The following is a 19,850-nucleotide window of genomic DNA, read 5'->3' on the forward strand; positions in this document are numbered from 1 at the left end:
CTCGGCTTCGGTCTCGGCTTCGGTCTCGGCTTCGGTCTCGGCTTCGGTCTCGGCTTCCGGCTCGGCTTCCGGCTCGGCTTCCGGCTCGGCTTCCGGCTCGGCTTCCGGCTCGGCTTCCGGCTCGGCTTCCGGCTCGGACGAGGCGCGCGCCTCGTCCTCGAGCGAACGCTCGAGATCGGTATCGTCCAGCGCACCAGCACCGATCAGTTCGGACAGCTCGATCTGCGGCGCGGCGTCCGCCGGCGTGCCGTCTTCCGATTCCGGGGCGCGATGCCCGGACTCGTCCTCGAAGGCCGCCGCAAAAGCCGCGCTCAGATCAACCTCGTCACCGGCATCGTCCGGCTCAACATCGGTATCGGTATTATCGGCGACCGGTGCCGACGCCGAGTCGATATCCTGACCCTGCGCTTGCATGTCGGTTAAGGCATCGGCCGGCTCACCCTCGGCGGCATACGCTTCATCGCCGCCCGTGTCCGGGGGCACGGGTATGCCTTCGTCATCCAGCTCCGGCTCATCGGCGACTGGAACTTCACCCGGCAGCTCCTCGTAGAGCACATGGGACACATTGGGCTCGGGCAGCGCATCACGCAATTCGGTCAGGCGCGTGGCCAGCGGCGTGGAATCGGGCACCTGCGGATCGTCGGCATCCAACTGTGCGGCGACCTGCTCGATCAGGTCAGCGGCGTCAGCCACCGCCTGCATCCCTGCTTCCGGCGTCGGCTCATTGATGGCGCGCAGACGCTTCAGGTAGCTTTCCAGCGGCGCCAGCACCTGCCCCAGCACCGGCACCTCGACCATGGCGATGGCACCATTCAAGGTATGCACGGCGCGCAGGACCGGTTCATCGATGATCATGCCCTGCTCATCGGCATCGGCCAGGTGGCGACGTACAGTGCCCAGGTGCTGGCTGATCTCGCTGCGCAGGATATCCAACAGCACCTCATCCATCGGCGGCAGCGCGCGGATATCGATGACATCGTTATCGGCTGGCGCCACTCCACCCGCGTCGCCCATCGGCTCCGACACTTCAGGTAGCGTACTCAGCGCGTCATCGGGAACACCGGCGGCAGCGGCCTCGGCTTCCTCGCGCGGGACGCGGCGGATGATGGTGCGCGAAACTCGCTCGGTACGCGTCTCGGCCAGATCGCTCACCCTGGCCGCTTCATCACCCTCGGCCAGGCGGTCGGCGGTTTCGGCAATGGCCGACAACGGCGCGCGTGGCACGTGATCGGCATCATGAAGCGCCTTGAGCAGCTCGGGCAGCGCATCGACAGCGGCCTTGACCGTATCCTGCACGCCGGCGTGCGGCTCGATGCTGTCATCGAGCACGCGGTTGAGCATGTTTTCGATCTTCCAGGCGAACTCGCCCAGCACGCGTGCGCCGACCAGACGGCCTGAGCCCTTGAGCGTGTGGAAGGCACGACGGATCGGCGTGAGCCGGTCCTTGTCGTCAGGCTTTGCCAGCCAGGCCTCGCGGGTAAGCGCGAGGTTGTCGATTTCTTCCTGGACCTCTTCCAGGAAGACCTCGCGGATGTCGTCGTCGATCTCGTCGCTGCCGGCCTGGAAACCGGCCTCGCGGGCCATCGGGTCGGCCAGCGGAAGTTCTTCCTCGACGGTTTCCTCGATCTGAACCCAGTCCTCGCCATCAGGCGGCAAGGTGGCCTCGGTATCGGCCAGTCGCAGGCCGTCGACATCGTGGCTGTCCGCCTCGGTCGTGGCGCCGTCGCCAACCACCAGCGCGTCCAGCGAATCGCCATCGGCCACGCTGACACTTTCGGTCAGCTCCGGCGTGGGCGCCTCGTTCAAGTCCGAATCGATCGACGCCACCGGCGCCTGCGGCACCGGCTCGCGGCGCGGCGGCACCGGCCAGTAACCCAGCGCGGCCAGACTCTGCTCGGTGACATCGAGAATGTGCGCCAGGCCGCTGCGGTGCTCGCGCGCTGCCTCCAGGTAATATTCGATGGAAGCCAGCGCATCGGCCAGCTTGTCCATCTGTTCGGCGGTGGGAATGCGCTGCTCCATCGCCAATTCCTGCTCGATGAAGCGGCCGATGCCCTCGACCAGATCGGCCGGACGCTGCTCGTCGAGCATGCGCAGAGCGCCGCCGATTTCTTCCAGCAGCTGCGGCACGGCATTGAGCTGGGCGTGCTCCCACGGCGATTCGATGAAGGCGACCACGGCCTCCTTCACCTTCATCAGGTTGTTCACGGCCTCGCGCATCAGCGCGGCCAGCACCTGACGCGCTTCACTGCGTGGCAGCTTGCCGGGCGCCGGCTCCTCCACCTCGATGGCGACATCCTCGCCTTCGGCACCCAGGCGTTCGATGTGGTCATCCAGCGAGGCCTCGACGTAGAGCAGTGCACCGGCTACGTCCAGCAGCGTGTTCTCGTCCGCCGGCTGCGAGCCGTTGATGATCGACTCGACCACACGGTGTTGCTCGCCAACCACGCGCCGCGGCATGGCCAGACCCAGCATGCCCAGGGTATCGCCGACGCGATCGAGCACCTCCAACTGCCCGGACAGCTCGTCGGGGCTGGCGTCGCGCCGGCGCAGGAACAGATCCAGTCCATCCTTGACCTTCAGCAGGTCTTCCTTGATGGCCTGCGAGACGGTATCGAGCAAGGCGCGGTTGTGGCCGGCCATGGCACCGCGGGCATGGTCGAGCTCTTCCTCGTCAGCCAGTAGCGTGGACAGACCATAGGTCTGACCCAACTGCTGCAGACGCTCGCTGCCCGGCTTGGCCTGGGCGGCGTAATAAAGCAAACGCCGAACCAGCTCATCGGCATCGTCATCGGCCAGCGCCACTTCACCCTGTTCGATCAGCGCTCGTATGTAGCGGTCGACACGGCCGATCAGCTGTTTGACCTCGGCGCCGTGGGCGTCGAGCACACCACGCTCCAGACCATCGATCACGCTGGCGGTGACCCACCACAGGCGCCGCGCCGCCAGCGAGCTGCAGCAAGCGGTGATGCCGTCCAGCACATCCCGCATGGCACGCAACGCTGGCGCACCGCCCTGACCACGGAACCAGGCCAGCAACGGCGACTGGAAACGCATGCGCAACGTCTTGACCTGCGCCACCTGTTGTTCGCGCGGAAGGGGTGGGTCGGCACGCCCCACCGAAGCCGGCAGCAGCGCCTGCAGATTCGGCGTGAACATGGCCGATTCATGCAATGCCTCGACACCACGACAGGCGCGCAGATCGTTCAGCAGCGGCAACAGCACCACCGGCAGATCACGATGGCCACCCTGCAGTCGCTCCAGATAATCGGGCAGCTGCACCAGGCCGCGCATCATCGTGCTGTAGGCATCCTCGCGCTGGCGCACGCTGCCCTCGAGAAGAGCCTCGGCCAGCTGCTCCATGTCCTTGATCACCATGGCCGCGCCGTACAGCTCGACCATGCGCAGCGTGCCCTGCACCACGTGCAGCTGTGCCGCGCATTCACGCATGGCGCCGGCATCGCCGGGATCGGCCACATAACGCTCCAGCGCCTCGCGGGCACGGCCCAGGGCTTCGTCCAGCTCCGGCTTGACCCAGTTGAGCGTGGTGAAATCGATATCGTCTTCGAGTCTCATGCGACTGCGAGCGCCCCCTTACACAAGCCCCGAAGCGGCACCTGCACGGCTGCCCGTCGCGGCGCGCCATGAGCGCAGCTGCGAAGCGGGACGATGTCGATGGAGATGGACTGCTTCAAGAATGACTCCGATTGACGTGGCTGCCGCTTATTCGGGCAGCTTGAAGTCGGCGACCGAGCGCCGCAAGTCGTTGGCCAACTGGGCCAGATTGCCGATCGACTCGGCGGTCTGGCTGGCACCCATGGAGGTCTGCGAGGTGATCTCCTGAATCGCATTCATGGTGGTGGTGATGTTGGTGGCCGCGGCCGACTGCTGACGCGCCTCGGCCGAGATGTTGCCAATCAATTCGGCCAGGTCGTTGGACACGCGCTCGATGTCCCCCAGCGCGGTACCGGCATCCTCGGCCAGCCGCGCACCGGCCACCACCTCAGCGGTGGTCTGCTCCATGGAGCTGACCGCTTCGTTGGTATCGGACTGAATGGTCTGCACCAGGGTCTCGATACGTTTGGTGGCGTTGGAGGCACGCTCGGCCAGACGCTGCACCTCATCGGCCACCACCGCGAAGCCGCGACCGGCCTCGCCGGCCGAGGCCGCCTGGATGGCCGCGTTCAGAGCCAGCACGTTGGTCTGCTCGGCAATGTCGTTGATCAGCTCCACGATCGAGCCGATTTCCTGCGAGGATTCACCCAGGCGCTTGATGCGCTTGGAGGTCTCCTGGATCTGATCGCGGATCGAGTCCATGCCCTGAATGGTTTCGCGCACCACTTCGGCACCGCGCGAGGCAATCTGCACCGAGCGCTGGGCCACGTCGGCCGAGTCGGCCGAGTTCTTCGAGACCTGGTCGATGGAGCTGGCCATGTCGGAAATGGCCGCTGACGCTGATGTGATCTGCTGCGCCTGATGCTCGGCCGCCTCGGCCAGATGCATGGCTGTGGCCTGGGTTTCCTGCGCGGCCGCCGAGACCTGCACGGCGGTCTCGTTGATGGTGGCCACCAGGCGGCGCAGCTCGTCCACGGCGTAGTTCATGGAGTCGGCGATGGCGCCGGTGATGTCCTCGGTCACCGTGGTTTTCACCGTCAGGTCGCCTTCGGCCAGCGCGCCCATCTCGTCCAGCAGGCGCATGATCGCCTCCTGGTTGCGACGGTTGAGGTCGGCGGTATCTTCCAGGCGACGGCGCTGGTCACGCACCAGGGTGATCACCAGCAGCAAGGCGAAGGCAAATGCGCCGACTGCGGCGATCAGACCCCACCACACATTAGGGAACAGGCGCTGCGTCGGCAGCTTGCCGATCTGCTCGGCCACGTCATTGGCGCGCAGCAACACCGTCTGCGAATCAAGCGAGGCCTGGTTGCCGGCATCCTTGATCTCCTGCAGGCCAGGCGAGGCCGATACCAGCTTGGCGACCGGGCCGGTCAGCTGGTTCCAGCTGTCTTGCATGTTGCCCAGAATCTTGCGCGCGTTGGCATCCTTCAGGGCGCGCACGCCGACGTCGCTGTTGCCCTTGAGCAACCCTTCCAGCACGCTGCCGTACAGCTGCGCGTCGCGGGCCAGACCATCGGCGGCGGCCTGTGCGTCCTCGCCACCCTGCAGAATTTCCTGCACGCGGCGAATCATGCGGTCGGCCAGCACCATCTGGCGCGAGGCGGTGTAGGTCTGCTCGGGCGTACCGTGCTGCTGCAGGATCGAGGCCACCTGATCCATCTGCGAGTTCAGCGCCGGCATCTTGTGCGAGAAGGTGCTGGCCTGCTGGGTCGACTGCAGTACCAAGCTCTGGTTGGACAGGATCTTGCGGATGTCGCCGTCGAGCTGCGACCAGGCGTTGCCCAGCGCCGCCACGGAACGGGCGGTGAGCGAATTCTTGGCGTAGGCCGGCATGCCGGCCTTGGCGTCGCCACTGCGCAGTCGCTTGACTGCCGAGTCGATGGTGTTGCGGGTGGTTTCCAGTTCCTTGAACGAATCGATGTTGCCGCTGGATGCCTCCAGTGCGTACTTCGCCGTTTGCTGCGAGAGCACCTGCACCTGGGTGGTCAGTGCCACGGCCTGCCGGTCTTCGCCGTTCTTCTGATTGAGCATGAAGAAGTCGGCCGCGGCAATGCCGATAGCCAGCAGCAGCAGGATGATCAGGACGGTGTAACCGCCCTCCCTGCTCTCGCCCCCTGTTGTCGTGCTCATACGCTTCCCTCGCCCCGTCGAGTCGTCGATATGCGCGGCCGTTCAGGCCGCCGCTTGCAGAAAGTCCGGTGCCCGGGCCAGTCGGCTCATGCTGAACAGGCCCAGGGTCTCGTCACTGGTGGTGACGTTTTCCAGGACGAACCGCGACAGGCGCGCATCGTCCTCTGATTGCGCGTTGGCGCGTTGCTCTTCCACCACGTTGCGCTGGCCCAGTACCTCGTCGACCAGCAATCCCACATGTCCACCCTGCTGGCGCACCAGCAGCACACGGCTGCGGTCGCCCGGTAGCGTGCGCTGATCAAACAGGAACCAGCCAAGGTCGACCACCGGCACCAGGTTGCCGCGAATATTGGCAATGCCCAGCAGCCAGTCCTGCGTGCCGGGCACCGGCGTCAGCGACGGCGGCGTCAGCAGCTCACTGACCTCGTCGATGGCACTGGCCAGCACGCGATGACCCACGCGAAAGCCGATACCTCGCCACAGACCCGGCGTCTCGATCTGTTCGGGCTGACCGGCGCTATGGGCCAGGCTGCGGCGCTCGTAGTCGGCCAGCAGCTCGAAAGGCGTTGCGTTAGCCGTGCTCATGGCCGCCTCAAGCCACTTCGGCCAGAAGTTTCTGGATGCGCGTCAGCAGGTCCTTTTCGCTGACCGGCTTGGTGATGAAATCACGCGCACCCTGACGCAGCCCCCAGACGCGATCGGTCTCCATCGACTTGGTGGTGATGATCAGCACCGGCACCTTGGCCGTTTCCGGATCGCGGCTGAGCGTGCGCGTGGCCTGAAAGCCGTTCATGCCGGGCATGATGACGTCCATGATGACCAGATCCGGCTTGAGCTTCTTGACCAGCTCGACCCCGTCCTCGCCGTTGCCGGCGGTGGAAATCTGGTAGCCGGATTTCTCCAGCAACGTGGTGAACACGCGCACGTCCGTGGGCGAATCATCAATGATGAGAATGTGGGCCATTGTTTCCCTTTCCCCTTGATAGGTGTCTGGCAATCCGGCCGTCAGGCCACCTCTGCATGGCGACGAATGGCATCGAGCAGCTCGTCGCGCGTGAAGGGTTTGGTCAGATATTGCTCGGCGCCGACGATGCGCCCACGCGCCTTGTCGAACAGGCCGTCCTTGGAGCTGAGCATGATCACCGGCGTGGCGCGGAATTGCTGGTTGTTCTTGATCAGCGCGCAGGTCTGATACCCGTCCAGGCGCGGCATCATGATGTCGACGAAGATGATGTGCGGCTTCAGGTCGGAAATCTTGGACAACGCCTCGAATCCGTCTACGGCGGTGAGCACGTCACAGCCTTCTTTTTTGAGCAGCGTCTCCGCCGTGCGACGAATGGTCTTCGAGTCGTCGATGACCATCACCCGAAGACCGGTCAGGCTGGCCTGCTTACCCGTGTCGTTCACTTACCGCCCCCCTGGTGTCCCGCGTCCGGGCACAGGTTTGAGTTGTTCTGGTTGGAACGGCTTCACGCCCACTGCAGCAATCATCTGCATGCCACATCCCCTGTACGGCGCAAGACACACGTTCCGTGAAATCTGCGTATTGCCCCGGTTGTTTAGCGCCTGCCCGCTGAAACTGTCAAGTTGAACACGCGCTGGCATGTCGGCGACTATCGCCTTTCGCTGTGTCTGCACGGTCATGACTTGGATCGCGCCGAACAAGCCCCCAGCATAAATCAGCCCTTTCCCACCCACTGTGCGCAATTCCCGCTTTTTGGCACGCGGGCCTTGCAGGAGAACCCCATGACGCTTTCGGTCGCTGTGCTGATGGACCCGATTTCGGCCATCAAGATCGCCAAGGATTCCACCTTCGCCATGCTGCTGGAAGCGCAGCGGCGCGGGCACGCGATCTACTACATGCGTCAAGGCGATCTGGCCCTGCGCGACGGCCGTGCCATGGCCCGGCTGACGCCGCTGAGCGTCAAGGAAGACGCCAACGACTGGTATGCCTTGGGCCAGGCCCAGTGGCGGCCGCTGGCCGAGGTCGACGTGGTGCTGGCGCGCAAGGATCCACCGGTGGATGCCCAGTTCATCTACGACACCATGGTGTTGGAACAGGCCGAGCGCGAAGGCACGCACGTGGTCAACAAGCCGCAGGCCCTGCGCGACTGCAACGAGAAGCTGTTCGCGCTGGCCTTTCCGCAGTGTTGCGCGCCGACACTGGTGTCGCGTGACCGCGAGGAACTTCGTGCGTTTGTCGCCGAACATGACGAGGTGGTGCTCAAGCCGCTGGACGGCATGGGCGGACGCGGCATTTTCCGTACCCGCCGCGGCGATCCCAACCTCAACTCGATGCTGGAAACGCTGCTGATCGACGGCGAGCGCTTCGCCGTGGCGCAAAAGTTCATCGCGCAGATCAGCGCCGGCGACAAGCGTATATTGGTGGTGGACGGCGAACCGGTGCCGTACGCGCTGGCGCGCATTCCCCAGGGTGACGAATTCCGTGGCAACCTCGCTGCCGGCGGCCGTGGCGAGGGCGTGCCGTTGTCCGAGCGCGACCGCTGGATCGTGGCGCAGGTGGCGCCGGAGCTGAAGCGGCGCGGCCTGCTCTTCGTGGGTCTGGATGTGATCGGCGACTACCTTACCGAGATCAACGTCACATCGCCGACCTGTATACGTGAACTGGATGCGCAATTCGGGCTTAATATTGCCGGATTGATGTTCGACGCCATCGAGAAACAGCACGCGTGAGCCCCCAGGTAGTCCAGGCCGAACCGGATCAAACCGAGTCGATTGGCGACGAGGCCGTGCCGGCCACGGGCGCAGCGCCCGGCAGTGCCGACACCATGAGTGCGGCCTTCGTGTTTTCGCTGATCGTGCACGGTGTGCTGATTCTCGGCCTGGGGTTCACCATCGCCAAGCCCAAAGTGGCGCTGCCGACACTGGATGTCACCCTGGTCAACACCGCCAACAGCCAGAAACCGGACAAGGCCGACTACCTGGCGCAGGCGAGCAACCGCGGCGGCGGCACGGCCAGGCAGGCGCACCGCCCCTCGCAGCAGGTCTCAAGCCCGCTACCACTGCCCACGCATGGGCTGGCGCCTCAGCCGATGGACCCGTCCACGCGCAAGCCCAGCCAGGCCAGCGATCCGCGCCTGGTCACCACCACCAGCGCCGCCGACTTCGCCGTACCCAGCACACCGGCCAGCCCTGAACACCCGGATCTGGACCTGCCCCAGGCTGACCGCGATATCCGTCGGCGCATGCAGATGGCCCGCCTGAGTGCGGAGGTGCGCGCCGAAACCCAGGCCATGGCCAAGCGCCCGCGCAAGAAATTCATCTCGGCCAACACCAAGGCCTACGCCTACGCCACCTACATGCGCGCCTGGACCAAGCGGGTCGAACGTGTGGGCACACTCAACTTCCCCGACGCCGCGCGCACCGGCGCCGCGGGCGGCGATCTGATCCTTACCGTGGGCCTGCACCGCGACGGCACCATCAAGAGCGTAGACGTGATCGAGAGCTCCGGTCGCGCCGTGCTGGACCAGGCCGCGGTACGCATCGTCAAGCTGGCCGCCCCCTTTCCGCCGATCCCCAAGACCTCGGAAAGGGTCGACGAGCTCTACATCACCCGAACCTACCAGTTCAAACGCGGCGGCACCCTGGTCACTCACTGAACGCGGCACGCCGATTTACCGGTCACAACGCGTACAATGGCGGCCATGAATAGCCCGATCAGCCTCGCCGGCCAGTTCCTCATCGCCATGCCCGCCATGGACGACCCGGATTTTGCCCGGGGCGTCACCTTCGTGTGCCAGCACAACGACGAGGGTGCCATCGGTCTGGTCGTGAACCGGCTGTCGGAGTTCCGCCTGGGCGATGTGCTGGCGCAGATGAAGCTGTCTTGCGATGACGAGGCCATCACCGATGCGCCGGTGCTGCTGGGCGGCCCGGTGCAGCCCGAGCGCGGCTTCGTGCTGCACCAGAGCCGGCATCATTTCGACTCCAGCTATCAGATCAGCGAGCGGTGGGCGGTCACTACCTCGCGCGACATTCTGTCGGCGATGGCTGCCGGCGAGGGCCCCGAGCGTGCCGTGGTCGCGCTGGGCTATGCCGGCTGGGGCGCCGGGCAGCTGGAAAACGAGCTGAAGGAAAACGCCTGGCTGACCACCCCGGCCGACGAGCACATCGTGTTCGACACGCCGCTGGAAGATCGCTGGAGTGCCGCCACGCGCCTGGTCGGCATCGATCCTTCACACCTGACCGGCTACGCCGGGCACGCATGAGCTGCGTGCTGGGTTTCGACGTAGGCACGCGCCTGATTGGCGTGGCCATTGGCAACCGCATCACTGGCGACGCACGCGCCCTGACCGTGGTGCCGATGCGCGACAAGGTGCCCGACTGGGAAGCGCTGGATCGCCTGATGCGCGACTGGCAGCCGCAGGCGCTGGTGGTCGGCCTGCCGCTGGCGCTTGATGGCTCACGCCAGCCGATGACGCGCACGGCCCGCCGCTTCGGTGCCGAGCTGCGCACGCGCTATGGCATCAACCCGGACTTCGCCGACGAGCGCCATTCCTCGCAGGAGGCCGCGCAGCGTTTCGCGCGCCAGCGCAAGGCCGGCCTCAAGCGCCGGCGCGATGGCGCCAAGGTCGACGCCGAGGCCGCCGCAGTGATCGTCGAGACCTGGCTCAGCGGCCTGCCACCCACCCCCCTGTCCTGAACCCTTTCGCCTGATTTGCCCGAGGTCGATCGATGACACACCGCCTGCGCCACCTGATCTCGCTGCACGGACTGGACCGTGCCACCATGCACCGCCTGCTCGACCGCGCCGATGCCATGCGCGACGCCAGCGCCCACGGCACGCGCCGTCTGGACACGCTGGCCGGCCGCACCGTGCTGAACCTGTTCTTCGAGCCTTCCACGCGCACGCGCACCTCGTTTGAACTGGCTGCGCGCCGGCTGGGCGCCGATGTGGTCAATTTCGATATCGCCTCCTCGTCCACCAACAAGGGCGAAACCCTGCTCGACACCCTGCACACGCTCGAGGCCATGCACCTGGATGCCCTGGTGGTGCGGCACAAGGAAGCGGGCACCCCCGAATTCATGACCCGTCACGCCATGAGCGGGGTGGCGGTGGTCAACGCCGGCGACGGCAACCACGCCCATCCCACGCAGGGTTTGCTCGATGCGCTGACCATCCGTCATCACCACCCGGATTTTTCCAAGCTCAACGTGACCATCTGCGGCGACATCCTGCACTCGCGGGTGGCGCGCTCGGATATCGATGCGCTGACCAACCTCGGCGTGGGCGAGTTGCGCCTGTGCGGGCCACAGACGCTGATGCCGGCGCCGTCGGACTTTCCCGAGTGCCGTTTTGTGGAATCGTTCGACGAGGCCGTGGAAGGTGCGCACGCGATCATCATGCTGCGCCTGCAGAAAGAGCGCATGGCCGCCACCCTGCTGCCGGACGAACAGGCCTATTTCCGCCAGTTCGGCCTGGACAGCGAGCGCCTGAAGCGTGCCGCGAAGGGCTGCCTGGTGATGCATCCGGGGCCAATCAACCGTGGCATCGAAATTTCACCGGACGTAGCCGATGGTCCGCAGTCACGCATTCTGGAGCAGGTCGGCAACGGTGTATTCGTGCGCATGGCGGTGCTCGCTGAGGTCATGGGGCGCTGATACCCGGCGGCGGCGGCCGTGAAGCAATGGGCACCGCGTGCCGGCCGGCACGCGCAAACATGCACCGGACGCTATGTTTTGTGCGCCGCTTGGGCATAATGGCCGCGGGGACGTTTATTTAATCGCATGTTCTAAAAAGGGGAGAGACGCCATGCGTAGCCCGATCCGTGCCGCACTTCTGGCCAGTGGCCTGCTTTTGCTGGCCGCCTGTCATCACAAGGACGAGAACGCACCGCTGGCCTACGTGCCGGCCGACACCGCGTTTGTCGCCGCCAACCTGAAGCCGCTCGACGACGACGCCAGCAAGGCGCTGCTGGCGCAGGCTAATAGCCAGCTGCCAGCGCAATTGCTGCAACTGCGACAGGCCGCCGCCGACCTGCATGCCAAGCACGAGGATGGCCTGGCCAACTTCATCGACGCCCTGATCAAGGAGTTCGACGGCAAGACCAGCTACCAGCAGATTGCCAAGGACATTGGCACCGACATACACGGCCTGGGCGCGTTTTACGGCGTCGGCCTGATGCCGGTGCTACGCACGCAGGTGACTGATGCCAAGCGTTTCGAAGCCTTCGTGCAGCGCCTGGCCACCGCCGCGGGCAGTCCACTGCAGGACAGGAGCGCCGGCTCCCTGCACTATCGCAGCGCCGCGCTGGGACAGTCGCCGCTACAGCTTCTAAGCGCCATCGAGCATGATCAGGCGGTACTGGCGCTGGTACCGGCCGACGCCAAGCCGGCGCTGATCGAACAGGTGCTCGGCGCCAAGCGCCCCGCCCACAGCGTGCAGGACGAGGATACGCTGGAGAAGCTGGCCGAATCGAAGGATTACTCGCCCTACGCCACCGGCTATCTGGACCTGACCCGGCTGGCCCCGCTGATCACCGGCGGCAAGGACCCGATGGCGCAGGCCTTCTACGACTTCGTACGCGCATCGCAACACAAGCCGGCACAGGCGCTACCGCCCATGCCCGTGGCCTGTCGCGACGACATCAATCGCGTCGCCTCGCGCGTGCCGCGCATCAGCCTGGGCTATACCAAGCTGGTCCCTGGCCGCATCGACCAGCGTGTGGACATCAGGCTGGCCAAGGACATCACCCAGCCGTTCGCCGATCTTGCGGTGAATGTGCCGGGGCTGGGCGACAGCGGCCACGTCGCGCCATTCGACCTGAGTGTGGCCATGCCCATGATGCAGGTTCGCGACTTCTGGAGTGCCCAGGCCAAAGCAGTCACAGCCAAGCCGTTCACCTGTCCGGCCCTGAACAAGCTCAATGACAGCTTCGCCAAGCTCGGCGCCCAGGTCGGCAAGTTGGGCATTCCGCCGTTGGGCGACGTACTGGGCTTCCATCTGACCCTGGATCAGGTGGCGGTGCCGGCGCAGGGCAAGCCGACCGCCTCGGGCGCATTGCTGGTGGCCTCGAAGAACCCCGCCGGCCTGCTGGCCATCGGTCAGGCCATGGTACCGGCGCTGGCCAAGCTCGACGTGGGCAAGGACGGCAAGCCGGTGGCGCTGCCGGCGCAGCTGGCGGCACTGGCCGGTGGCAAGGCCTGGGTCGCCATGAACAACAAGGCGCTGGGCGTGGCTGCCGGTGACGGCGAAGACGCCAAGCTCGGCTCGCTGATGCAGGGCTCGGGCGGCAAGCACGGAGCGCTGGCGCGCATGTATGTGTCCGGTCCGATGTACGGCAAGTGGATAACCACCTTCATGCAGCGTGCCAGCCAGCAGCTGGCAGCCAAGGATCCGGCCGCGGCGATGCGCCTGGATCAGCAGGCCAAGGCGATGAAACAGCAGTTCGACAAGATCGAATCGGTGTCGCTCAACGTGCGCATGGAGAACGAGGGTCTGGTGCTGACCTCCAGCACGCGCTGGAAGCAGTAAGCGCAGCACCGCGCCATCGCCCACAAAAAGCCCCGCCCGGTTAAGTCCCGGCGGGGCTTTTCTTGTGGCGCGAAGATCAACGCAGGAGCGACGCCTGCTCCGGCCAGGCGCCGCGCGCCGACGCTTAGAAATGGTTGCGACGTTCCTCGCCGTTGTCGACCAGATCCACGCCTTCCAGCCCCTGCGACAGGCTGTGCGCATCGCCGCCCTGGGCCAGCTTGATGTTCAGGCGCACCTCGTTGGCGCTGTCGGCGTGGCGCAGCGCATCCTCGTAGGAAATCTCGCCGGCGTGGTAAAGCTCGACCAGGCTCTGGTCGAAGGTGCGCATGCCCAGATTGGTCGACTCCTTCATCACCTGCTTGATCTTGTGGATCTCGCCCTGGCGGATGTAGTCCTGCACCAGCGGCGTGCCCAGCAACACCTCCATGGCCACGCGCCGTGCCTTGCCGTCGGGCGTCGGGATCAGCTGCTGCGCAATGATGCCCTTGAGGTTCAGCGACAGGTCCATGAACAACTGCGAGCGGCGATCTTCCGGGAAGAAGTGGATGATGCGATCGATCGCCTGGTTGGCGTTGTTGGCGTGCAGCGTGCACAGGCACAGATGACCGGTCTCGGAAAAGTTGATGGCATGCTCCATGGTCTCGCGTGTGCGCACCTCGCCGATCATGATCACGTCCGGCGCCTGGCGCAGCGTGTTCTTCAGCGCGTTGTCCCAGGAGTCGGTGTCGATGCCCAGCTCGCGCTGGGTGATGATGCAGCCGGCGTGGCGGTGCACATACTCGATCGGGTCTTCGATGGTGATGATGTGGCCGGTCGAGTTCTGGTTGCGATAGCCAATCATCGCCGCCAGCGAGGTGGACTTGCCCGTGCCGGTGGCGCCGACGAAGATGATGATGCCGCGCTTGGTCATGGCCAGCTGCTGGATCACCGACGGCAGGTTCAGATCCTCGATGGTGGGAATCTGCGTCTCGATGCGACGCAGCACCATACCCACGCAGTTGCGCTGGTAGAAGCACGAGACACGAAACCGCCCCACGCCGTGCGCCGAAATGGCGAATTGGCACTCGTGGGTTTTCTCGAACTCTTCGCGCTGGGTCGGTGTCATCACGTTCAGCACCATGTCGCGCGACTGCTGTGCGCTCAGTGGCTGCTGGGTGATCGGCATGATGCGCCCGTTCACCTTCATCGACGGTGGCATGCCGGCGGTGATGAAAAGGTCCGATGCCTTCTTGTGCACCATCAGCTTCAGGAATGAGGTGAAATCGACATCAGCCATGGCGGCGTATCTCGTCAGTGCGTGGTGTGAACATCGGCAAGGGCATCACGGCAGGCACCCTTAGCGGAAGGTTTCCTTGTTCTTGGCGTAGGACATGGCCTGCTGGCGCGTGATCAGACCGCGCTTGACCAGATCCTGCAGGCACTGATCCAGCGTCTGCATCCCGTGCTGCTGGCCGGTCTGAATGGCCGAGTACATCTGCGCCACCTTGTCCTCGCGGATCAGGTTTCGGATCGCCGGGATGCCGACCATGATCTCGTGCGCGGCCATGCGGCCACCACCCACCTTCTTCAGAAGCGACTGCGCGATCACCGCGCGCAGACTCTCGGACAGCATCGAGCGCACCATCGGCTTTTCTCCGGCCGGGAACACGTCGATGATGCGGTCGATGGTCTTGGCCGCCGAGCTGGTATGCAGGGTGCCGAATACCAGATGGCCGGTTTCGGCCGCGGTCAGCGCCAGGCGGATGGTCTCCAGGTCACGCAACTCGCCGACCAGCACGTAGTCCGGGTCCTCGCGCAGCGCCGAGCGCAGCGCCTCGTTGAAGCCGTGCGTGTCGCGGTGCACCTCGCGCTGGTTGATCAGGCACTTTTGCGAGGTATGCACAAATTCGATCGGGTCCTCAATGGTGAGGATGTGACCGTATTCGTTCTTGTTGATGTGGTCGACCATCGCCGCCAGCGTGGTCGACTTGCCCGAGCCAGTGGGGCCGGTGACCAGGATCAGGCCCTGCGGCTGCTCGATCAGCTCGCGGAAGATGCGCGGTGAACCCAGGTCTTCCAGCGTCAGCACTTCGGACGGAATGGTACGGAACACCGCCGCCGCGCCACGCTGCTGGTTGAAAGCGTTGACGCGAAAACGCGCCAGGCCGGGAATCTCGAACGAGAAATCGACCTCGAGGAACTCCTCGTAGTCGCGGCGCTGTTTGTCCGACATGATGTCATAGATCAGCGCGTGCACCTGCTTGTGGTCAAACGCAGGAATGTTGATGCGTCGCACGTCGCCGTCGACACGAATCATCGGCGGCAGACCGGCCGACAGGTGCAAATCCGATGCCTTGTTCTTGACCGAAAAGGCCAACAGTTCGGCGATATCCATGTAAGGCGTTCCCCTGGGAAGAAAAAAGCCGGCTTCCGCATCCTCACCTTTGCAGAGCGCCCTGGCTACCGCACACATGTGAGGCGCTCGACCTGGAGCTGTCCGCGACAAGTTGTCAGACGCGAACGGCCCGTGTCGTCACATTAACCGTCAGTATAACCACGCCAAAGCCGCGACGTCCGCATGGTGCAGGCTGAGCGCCAGGTAACGCCAGCGCTTGAGGCGCGGGGCGATCGGCCCCATCGTCTTTCTTTAGTGCCCACGCACGCGGCCCGCCGTGTGCCGACACCCTGAAACAGATAAGGAGAGCGAGCGGATATGACCAGCATTGCATTCATCGGCGGCGGCAACATGGCACGCAGTCTGATCGGCGGCATGGCCAAAAGTGCCGGCGGCAGCGCCATTGCCGTGGCCGAGCCCAACGCCGAGGCGCGCGAGTCGCTGGCCCGCGAGTTCGGCGTGAAGACCTTCGCCGACAACGCCGAAGCGGTGGCTGGTGCCGAAACCGTGGTGCTGGCGGTCAAGCCGCAGATTCTGCCCAAGGTATGCCAGGAACTGGCCGAGACCTTGCAGACCAGCCGCCCGATGGTCATCTCCATTGCCGCCGGCATCCGCACCGACCAGATCGAGCGTTGGCTTGGTGGCAAGGCCACGGTGGTGCGCTGCATGCCCAACACGCCGGCCCTGATCGGCGCCGGCGCCAGCGGGCTGTATGCCAATGCCCGCGTCAGCGCCCCGCAGCGCGCGCAGGCCGAGCACATTCTCTCGGCCGCCGGCGAAGTGGCCTGGGTCGAGGAGGAAAAGCTCATCGACGTGGTCACCGGCATCGCCGGCTCGGCGCCGGCCTACTTCTTCCTGATGGTCGAGGCGCTGGAAGAAGCCGGCGTGGCCGAAGGCCTGGGCCGCGACGTAGCGCGCCGGCTGGCCTCGCAAACCTGCCTGGGCGCCGGCCGCATGATGGTCGAGAGCGGCGAGGCGCCGGACGAACTGCGCCGCCGCGTGACCTCGCCCAACGGCACCACGCAGGCCGCGCTGGACAGCTTCGCCAATGACAACCTGCGCCGGATCGTGGCTCGCGCCGTGGCCGCGGCGCGCAAGCGCGGTGGCGAGCTGGCCGACGAAAACGACTGAACTTTCCGTGATACCCACCGGTGCCGGCGCTTTCGGGTTCCGGCGCCGGTGCGCCGGGTGCTTCGGACAGGCACCCGCGTTCGGGCATACTTGCGGCCCAGAGCATGCACCTGACCCGTGAGGGCCCATGAGTTACCTAGCCAATGCCGGCCAGCTGCTGGTCGGTTTCATCTTCAGCGCGCTGATCGGCCTGTTTGTGTTCCGCCTGCTGGCCGAGGCCTGCCGCGCGGATTTCCACAATCCGCTCAGCCAGTTCCTGTATCGCACCACCAACCCGGTGCTGGCGCCGGTACGTCGCGCCATACCCAACTGGCGCCGCGTCAACCTGGCCGCGCTGCTGGTGGCCTGGGTGTTGCAGATGCTGGAAATTGCGCTCAATTTCGCCCTGATGGGCGCGGCGCCGGCCATCGGCGGCCTGTTGCTGCTGGGCGTGGCCGAGCTGGCCGACTTCATTGCACTGGTGTACCTGGTGCTGGTGTTTGCCTGGGCGCTGATGAGCATGCTCGGCACCTCGCCAGTCCACCCGGTGGCGCGCCTGCTCACCTGCATGGTGGAACCGGCGGTACGCCCGGTGCGTCGGCGCATGCCCAGTCTGGGTGGGCTGGATTTCTCGCCGGCGGTGGTGATGCTGTTGCTGGCGTTGGCGCGCATCCTGCTGATCCAGCCGCTGATCGACCTGGGCACCCGACTGGCCCTGGGTGGCTGATCGGGCGTAGGCTTCGCCCTACTACCGCCAAGGGGGCTTGTGGTCATGTACGCTCGTCTCGCCCTGTTGGCCGTCGCGCTATGCAGCGCGCCGGCCCTTGCCCAGACGGCCGCACCCGGACAGGTGCATGCCGGTGACTACACCCTGCGTTACAACGCGTTGTCGGCAACCGCGCTGCCAGCCACGGCGGTACGCGCGCTGCACCTTCCGCGCAGCGCCAGCCAGGGACTGGTCAATGTCATCGTCACGCGCGGCGAAGGGCCGGATGCGCCCACCGTACCGGCATCGGTGGAAGGCCACGCGGTAACACTGACCGGCACCGACGTGCCGATCCGCTTTCGCACCGTGAAGGACGACAACGGCATCAGCTACCTGGGCACCTTCAAGGTGCCGGGCACCGATACGCTGCGCTTTTCACTGGCGGTGACCGATCCGGCCGGCGTCACCACGCATGTGCAGTTCAATCACGACTACATCACCGGAAACGGATCGCCGTAGCGCTCTTCAGGCGGCGTGGCGCTGCGCCCAGCCGCGAATGATGCCGTGCAGCGCGTCGATGCCGTCGAACAACGCGGCCGGTCCCGGCTGCAGGATGATCGGCGACTTCACCTCATGCAGCTCGCCATCGCGTACCGCCGGCACGCTGTGCCAACCGTCCCGCGCGGCCACATGCCCGGGCTGGAATTTCTTGCCGCACCACGAACCGATGACGATATCCGGCGCGCGTGCCGCCGCCTGCTGGTGATCGGCCAGGATGCGATCGCGGGCCAGCGATTTCTCGGCCAGCTCCGGGAAAATGTCATCGCCGCCAGCGATGCGCAGCAGCTCGGCGACCCAGCGGATGCCGGTGATGGCCGGTTCGTCCCATTCTTCGAAATAGACCCTGGGTCGGCGCGGCAGACACGCGGCCGCCGCGGTAATGTCATCGAGATGGGCTTGGGCGCGCGCTGCCAGCGCCTCGGCCGCCTCGGCCTGGCCGACCATCGCCCCCAGCCTTCGGATGTAGCCCAGGATGCCGGCCACACTGCGGTGGTTGGCAATCCACACTTCCACCCCGGCCTTGATCAGCGCCTGCGCGATATCGGCCTGGATGTCGGAGAAACCGATTGCCAGATCCGGCTCCAGCGCCAGGATCTTGTCCACCTTGGCGCTGGTGAAGGCCGAGACCTTGGGCTTTTCCTTGCGCGCCTGTGGCGGGCGCACGGTGAAGCCGGAAATGCCGACGATGCGATGCTGCTGCCCCAGGGCATACAGCACCTCCGTCGGCTCCTCGGTCAGGCAGACGATGCGCTCGGGATAGCCCTCAACCACCGCGAAGACCCGTCACTGTGACTGTGACCCTGCGCTCGTGCGGCACGGTGCGGTGCTCCCACACGAAAATGCCCTGCCAGGTACCCAGCGCCGCGCGTCCGTCGCTTACCGGGATGCCCAGGCTGACCCCGGTCAGCACCGAGCGCACGTGCGCCGGCATGTCATCGTCGCCCTCGGCATCGTGCTCGAACATCGGGTCGCCATCGGGCGCCACCTTGCCGAAGAAACGGTCCAGATCGCGGCATACGCTGGGGTCGGCATTTTCGCCGATCAGCAGGCCGCAGCTGGTGTGATGGGTGAATACCTGCACGGTGCCGGTGCGCACGCCCGACTCGGCGACGATGTCGGCCACGTAGTCGGTGATCTCCTGCGGACCGCGGCCTCGCGTGGAGACGGCAAACCGTTTTTGAAACACGTGAACCTGATCGCTCATGGGTACAGCATCCTCTTGCTCCAGGTCTGGCCGTCGCGGCGATACACCTGGCGCTCGTGCAGGCGATAGCGTGCGCCGTACCAGAACTCGATGACATCCGGCTCCACGCGGTAGCCGCCCCAGTGCGGCGGTCGCGGCACGTCCTGGCCCTCGAACTCGGCCTCGTAATGCGCCACGCGCTCCTCGAAGGTGTCCCGATCGGGCAATGTCTGCGATTGCTTGGAGGCCCAGGCGCCGATCTGGCTGCCACGCGGACGGCTGGCGAAGTAGGCATCCGAGTCGGCCTCGGTGACCTTGCTCACACGGCCTTCGATACGCACCTGCACGCCTTCACGAAGGTGCTTCCAGTGAAAGCACAGCGCCACCTGCGCATGCTCGGCCATCTGCTCGGCCTTGGCGCTTTCGTAGTTGGTGTAAAAGCGCAGACCGCTCTCGTCAACGGCCTTGAGCAACACCACACGCGAGAACACGCGACCATCGGCATTGGCCGTGGACAGCGTCATGGCCGTGGGTTCGGGATCGGGCGAGGACTTGGCCTCGTCCAGCAGGCTGCGGAAGGTGTCGAGGATCTCTGGACTCAGCATGGATCGGCCTGAAAAACGGCCCGCGCGGGCCGGAGGTGGTGATTCGGCGCGCGCCCGTTATGCTTGAG

19 protein-coding genes are annotated in these 19,850 nt (G+C 65.5%); 9 read left to right on the top strand and 10 right to left on the bottom strand.

The genetic code is table 11. From position 1 onward, the window contains the following. From HBF24_RS15045 to HBF24_RS15065, 5 genes are all read right to left on the bottom strand, one after another. On the bottom strand, positions 1–3,576 hold a 3,576-nt coding region (locus HBF24_RS15045), incomplete at its 3' end, for an Hpt domain-containing protein (protein WP_206064377.1). A gap of 147 nt (positions 3,577–3,723) precedes the next feature. Beyond that, complete coding sequence (locus HBF24_RS15050) at positions 3,724–5,748, bottom strand: methyl-accepting chemotaxis protein (protein WP_167174655.1); 2,025 nt, start codon at positions 5,746–5,748, stop codon at positions 3,724–3,726. Positions 5,749–5,790: 42 nt separating this feature from the next. Continuing rightward, positions 5,791–6,333 carry a chemotaxis protein CheW gene (locus tag HBF24_RS15055; protein WP_167174658.1) on the bottom strand — a complete coding sequence of 181 codons (543 nt, stop codon included), beginning with the start codon at positions 6,331–6,333 and terminating at the stop codon, positions 5,791–5,793. Between the two features lie 7 nt (positions 6,334–6,340). Next, positions 6,341–6,712, bottom strand: coding sequence for a response regulator (locus tag HBF24_RS15060; RefSeq protein ID WP_167174661.1), 372 nt, complete (start codon positions 6,710–6,712; stop codon positions 6,341–6,343). Positions 6,713–6,753: 41 nt separating this feature from the next. Then, positions 6,754–7,110: a response regulator gene (locus HBF24_RS15065; protein ID WP_167175076.1), complete on the bottom strand. Its 357-nt coding sequence runs from the start codon at positions 7,108–7,110 to the stop codon at positions 6,754–6,756. A 384-nt stretch (positions 7,111–7,494) separates the two neighbouring features. On the opposite strand from HBF24_RS15065, the gene gshB reads away from it, so the two are divergent. The 6 genes from gshB to HBF24_RS15095 all read left to right on the top strand — a co-directional run bounded on the left by gshB (position 7,495) and on the right by HBF24_RS15095 (position 13,243). Beyond that, positions 7,495–8,442 carry a glutathione synthase gene (gene gshB, locus HBF24_RS15070; RefSeq protein ID WP_167174664.1) on the top strand — a complete coding sequence of 316 codons (948 nt, stop codon included), beginning with the start codon at positions 7,495–7,497 and terminating at the stop codon, positions 8,440–8,442. Then, on the top strand, positions 8,439–9,368 hold the full coding sequence (locus HBF24_RS15075) for a TonB family protein (protein ID WP_343162778.1): 930 nt from the start codon (positions 8,439–8,441) through the stop codon (positions 9,366–9,368). Before gshB ends, HBF24_RS15075 begins: the two co-directional genes overlap by 4 nt. A 36-nt stretch (positions 9,369–9,404) precedes the next feature. Next, the gene (locus HBF24_RS15080) at positions 9,405–9,977 is read left to right on the top strand and encodes a YqgE/AlgH family protein (protein ID WP_167174667.1); all 573 of its coding nucleotides are present in this window, start codon (positions 9,405–9,407) and stop codon (positions 9,975–9,977) included. Beyond that, positions 9,974–10,411, top strand: coding sequence for a Holliday junction resolvase RuvX (gene ruvX, locus HBF24_RS15085; RefSeq protein ID WP_167174670.1), 438 nt, complete (start codon positions 9,974–9,976; stop codon positions 10,409–10,411). Before HBF24_RS15080 ends, ruvX begins: the two co-directional genes overlap by 4 nt. 32 nt (positions 10,412–10,443) lie before the next feature. Further along, the gene (locus HBF24_RS15090; protein WP_167174673.1) at positions 10,444–11,370 is read left to right on the top strand and encodes an aspartate carbamoyltransferase catalytic subunit; all 927 of its coding nucleotides are present in this window, start codon (positions 10,444–10,446) and stop codon (positions 11,368–11,370) included. Positions 11,371–11,521: 151 nt separating this feature from the next. Further along, positions 11,522–13,243 (top strand): hypothetical protein, encoded by a 1,722-nt coding sequence (locus tag HBF24_RS15095; RefSeq protein ID WP_167174676.1) that lies wholly within the window; start codon positions 11,522–11,524, stop codon positions 13,241–13,243. Positions 13,244–13,367: 124 nt separating this feature from the next. On the opposite strand, the gene HBF24_RS15100 is transcribed toward HBF24_RS15095, so the two are convergent. Beyond that, complete coding sequence (locus HBF24_RS15100) at positions 13,368–14,519, bottom strand: PilT/PilU family type 4a pilus ATPase (RefSeq protein WP_167174679.1); 1,152 nt, start codon at positions 14,517–14,519, stop codon at positions 13,368–13,370. A gap of 60 nt (positions 14,520–14,579) precedes the next feature. Continuing rightward, positions 14,580–15,617, bottom strand: coding sequence for a type IV pilus twitching motility protein PilT (locus HBF24_RS15105; protein ID WP_167174682.1), 1,038 nt, complete (start codon positions 15,615–15,617; stop codon positions 14,580–14,582). Between the two features lie 318 nt (positions 15,618–15,935). Here HBF24_RS15105 and proC point away from each other — a divergent pair, with 318 nt between their 5' ends. The 3 genes from proC (at position 15,936) to HBF24_RS15120 (ending at position 17,952) form a co-directional block, all read left to right on the top strand. Further along, positions 15,936–16,748 carry a pyrroline-5-carboxylate reductase gene (gene proC / locus HBF24_RS15110; RefSeq protein ID WP_167174685.1) on the top strand — a complete coding sequence of 271 codons (813 nt, stop codon included), beginning with the start codon at positions 15,936–15,938 and terminating at the stop codon, positions 16,746–16,748. Between the two features lie 127 nt (positions 16,749–16,875). Then, positions 16,876–17,454: a YggT family protein gene (locus HBF24_RS15115; protein WP_167174688.1), complete on the top strand. Its 579-nt coding sequence runs from the start codon at positions 16,876–16,878 to the stop codon at positions 17,452–17,454. Between the two features lie 45 nt (positions 17,455–17,499). Continuing rightward, positions 17,500–17,952: a DUF4426 domain-containing protein gene (locus HBF24_RS15120; protein ID WP_167174691.1), complete on the top strand. Its 453-nt coding sequence runs from the start codon at positions 17,500–17,502 to the stop codon at positions 17,950–17,952. 6 nt (positions 17,953–17,958) lie between these two features. Here the strand turns inward: HBF24_RS15120 and HBF24_RS15125 are convergent, their stop codons facing one another. From HBF24_RS15125 to pdxH, 3 genes are read right to left on the bottom strand one after another with little or no spacing between them, the layout of a single operon-like run. Beyond that, entirely contained in the window at positions 17,959–18,765 is an 807-nt protein-coding gene (locus tag HBF24_RS15125) for an ABC transporter substrate-binding protein (protein WP_167174694.1), read from the bottom strand. Next, entirely contained in the window at positions 18,758–19,198 is a 441-nt protein-coding gene (locus tag HBF24_RS15130; protein ID WP_167174697.1) for a secondary thiamine-phosphate synthase enzyme YjbQ, read from the bottom strand. Before HBF24_RS15130 ends, HBF24_RS15125 begins: the two co-directional genes overlap by 8 nt. After that, positions 19,195–19,782 carry a pyridoxamine 5'-phosphate oxidase gene (gene pdxH / locus HBF24_RS15135; RefSeq protein WP_167174700.1) on the bottom strand — a complete coding sequence of 196 codons (588 nt, stop codon included), beginning with the start codon at positions 19,780–19,782 and terminating at the stop codon, positions 19,195–19,197. The genes HBF24_RS15130 and pdxH overlap by 4 nt, the downstream gene beginning before the upstream one ends. Positions 19,783–19,850: the final 68 nt, after the last annotated feature.

Origin of the sequence: Oleiagrimonas sp. C23AA (assembly GCF_011759385.1) — a bacterium.
Taxonomy (GTDB): domain Bacteria; phylum Pseudomonadota; class Gammaproteobacteria; order Xanthomonadales; family Rhodanobacteraceae; genus Oleiagrimonas.

Excerpts from the sequence above, each read along its gene's own strand:
- HBF24_RS15050 (WP_167174655.1), bottom strand. The coding sequence starts at position 5,748 with ATGAGCACGACAACAGGGGGCGAGAGCAGGGAGGGCGGTTACACCGTC.
- HBF24_RS15055 (WP_167174658.1), bottom strand. The coding sequence starts at position 6,333 with ATGAGCACGGCTAACGCAACGCCTTTCGAGCTGCTGGCCGACTACGAG.
- HBF24_RS15060 (WP_167174661.1), bottom strand. The coding sequence starts at position 6,712 with ATGGCCCACATTCTCATCATTGATGATTCGCCCACGGACGTGCGCGTG.
- HBF24_RS15065 (WP_167175076.1), bottom strand. The coding sequence starts at position 7,110 with ATGGTCATCGACGACTCGAAGACCATTCGTCGCACGGCGGAGACGCTG.
- gshB (WP_167174664.1), top strand. The coding sequence starts at position 7,495 with ATGACGCTTTCGGTCGCTGTGCTGATGGACCCGATTTCGGCCATCAAG.
- HBF24_RS15080 (WP_167174667.1), top strand. The coding sequence starts at position 9,405 with ATGGCGGCCATGAATAGCCCGATCAGCCTCGCCGGCCAGTTCCTCATC.
- ruvX (WP_167174670.1), top strand. The coding sequence starts at position 9,974 with ATGAGCTGCGTGCTGGGTTTCGACGTAGGCACGCGCCTGATTGGCGTG.
- HBF24_RS15090 (WP_167174673.1), top strand. The coding sequence starts at position 10,444 with ATGACACACCGCCTGCGCCACCTGATCTCGCTGCACGGACTGGACCGT.
- HBF24_RS15095 (WP_167174676.1), top strand. The coding sequence starts at position 11,522 with ATGCGTAGCCCGATCCGTGCCGCACTTCTGGCCAGTGGCCTGCTTTTG.
- HBF24_RS15100 (WP_167174679.1), bottom strand. The coding sequence starts at position 14,519 with ATGGCTGATGTCGATTTCACCTCATTCCTGAAGCTGATGGTGCACAAG.
- HBF24_RS15105 (WP_167174682.1), bottom strand. The coding sequence starts at position 15,617 with ATGGATATCGCCGAACTGTTGGCCTTTTCGGTCAAGAACAAGGCATCG.
- proC (WP_167174685.1), top strand. The coding sequence starts at position 15,936 with ATGACCAGCATTGCATTCATCGGCGGCGGCAACATGGCACGCAGTCTG.
- HBF24_RS15115 (WP_167174688.1), top strand. The coding sequence starts at position 16,876 with ATGAGTTACCTAGCCAATGCCGGCCAGCTGCTGGTCGGTTTCATCTTC.
- HBF24_RS15120 (WP_167174691.1), top strand. The coding sequence starts at position 17,500 with ATGTACGCTCGTCTCGCCCTGTTGGCCGTCGCGCTATGCAGCGCGCCG.
- HBF24_RS15130 (WP_167174697.1), bottom strand. The coding sequence starts at position 19,198 with ATGAGCGATCAGGTTCACGTGTTTCAAAAACGGTTTGCCGTCTCCACG.
- pdxH (WP_167174700.1), bottom strand. The coding sequence starts at position 19,782 with ATGCTGAGTCCAGAGATCCTCGACACCTTCCGCAGCCTGCTGGACGAG.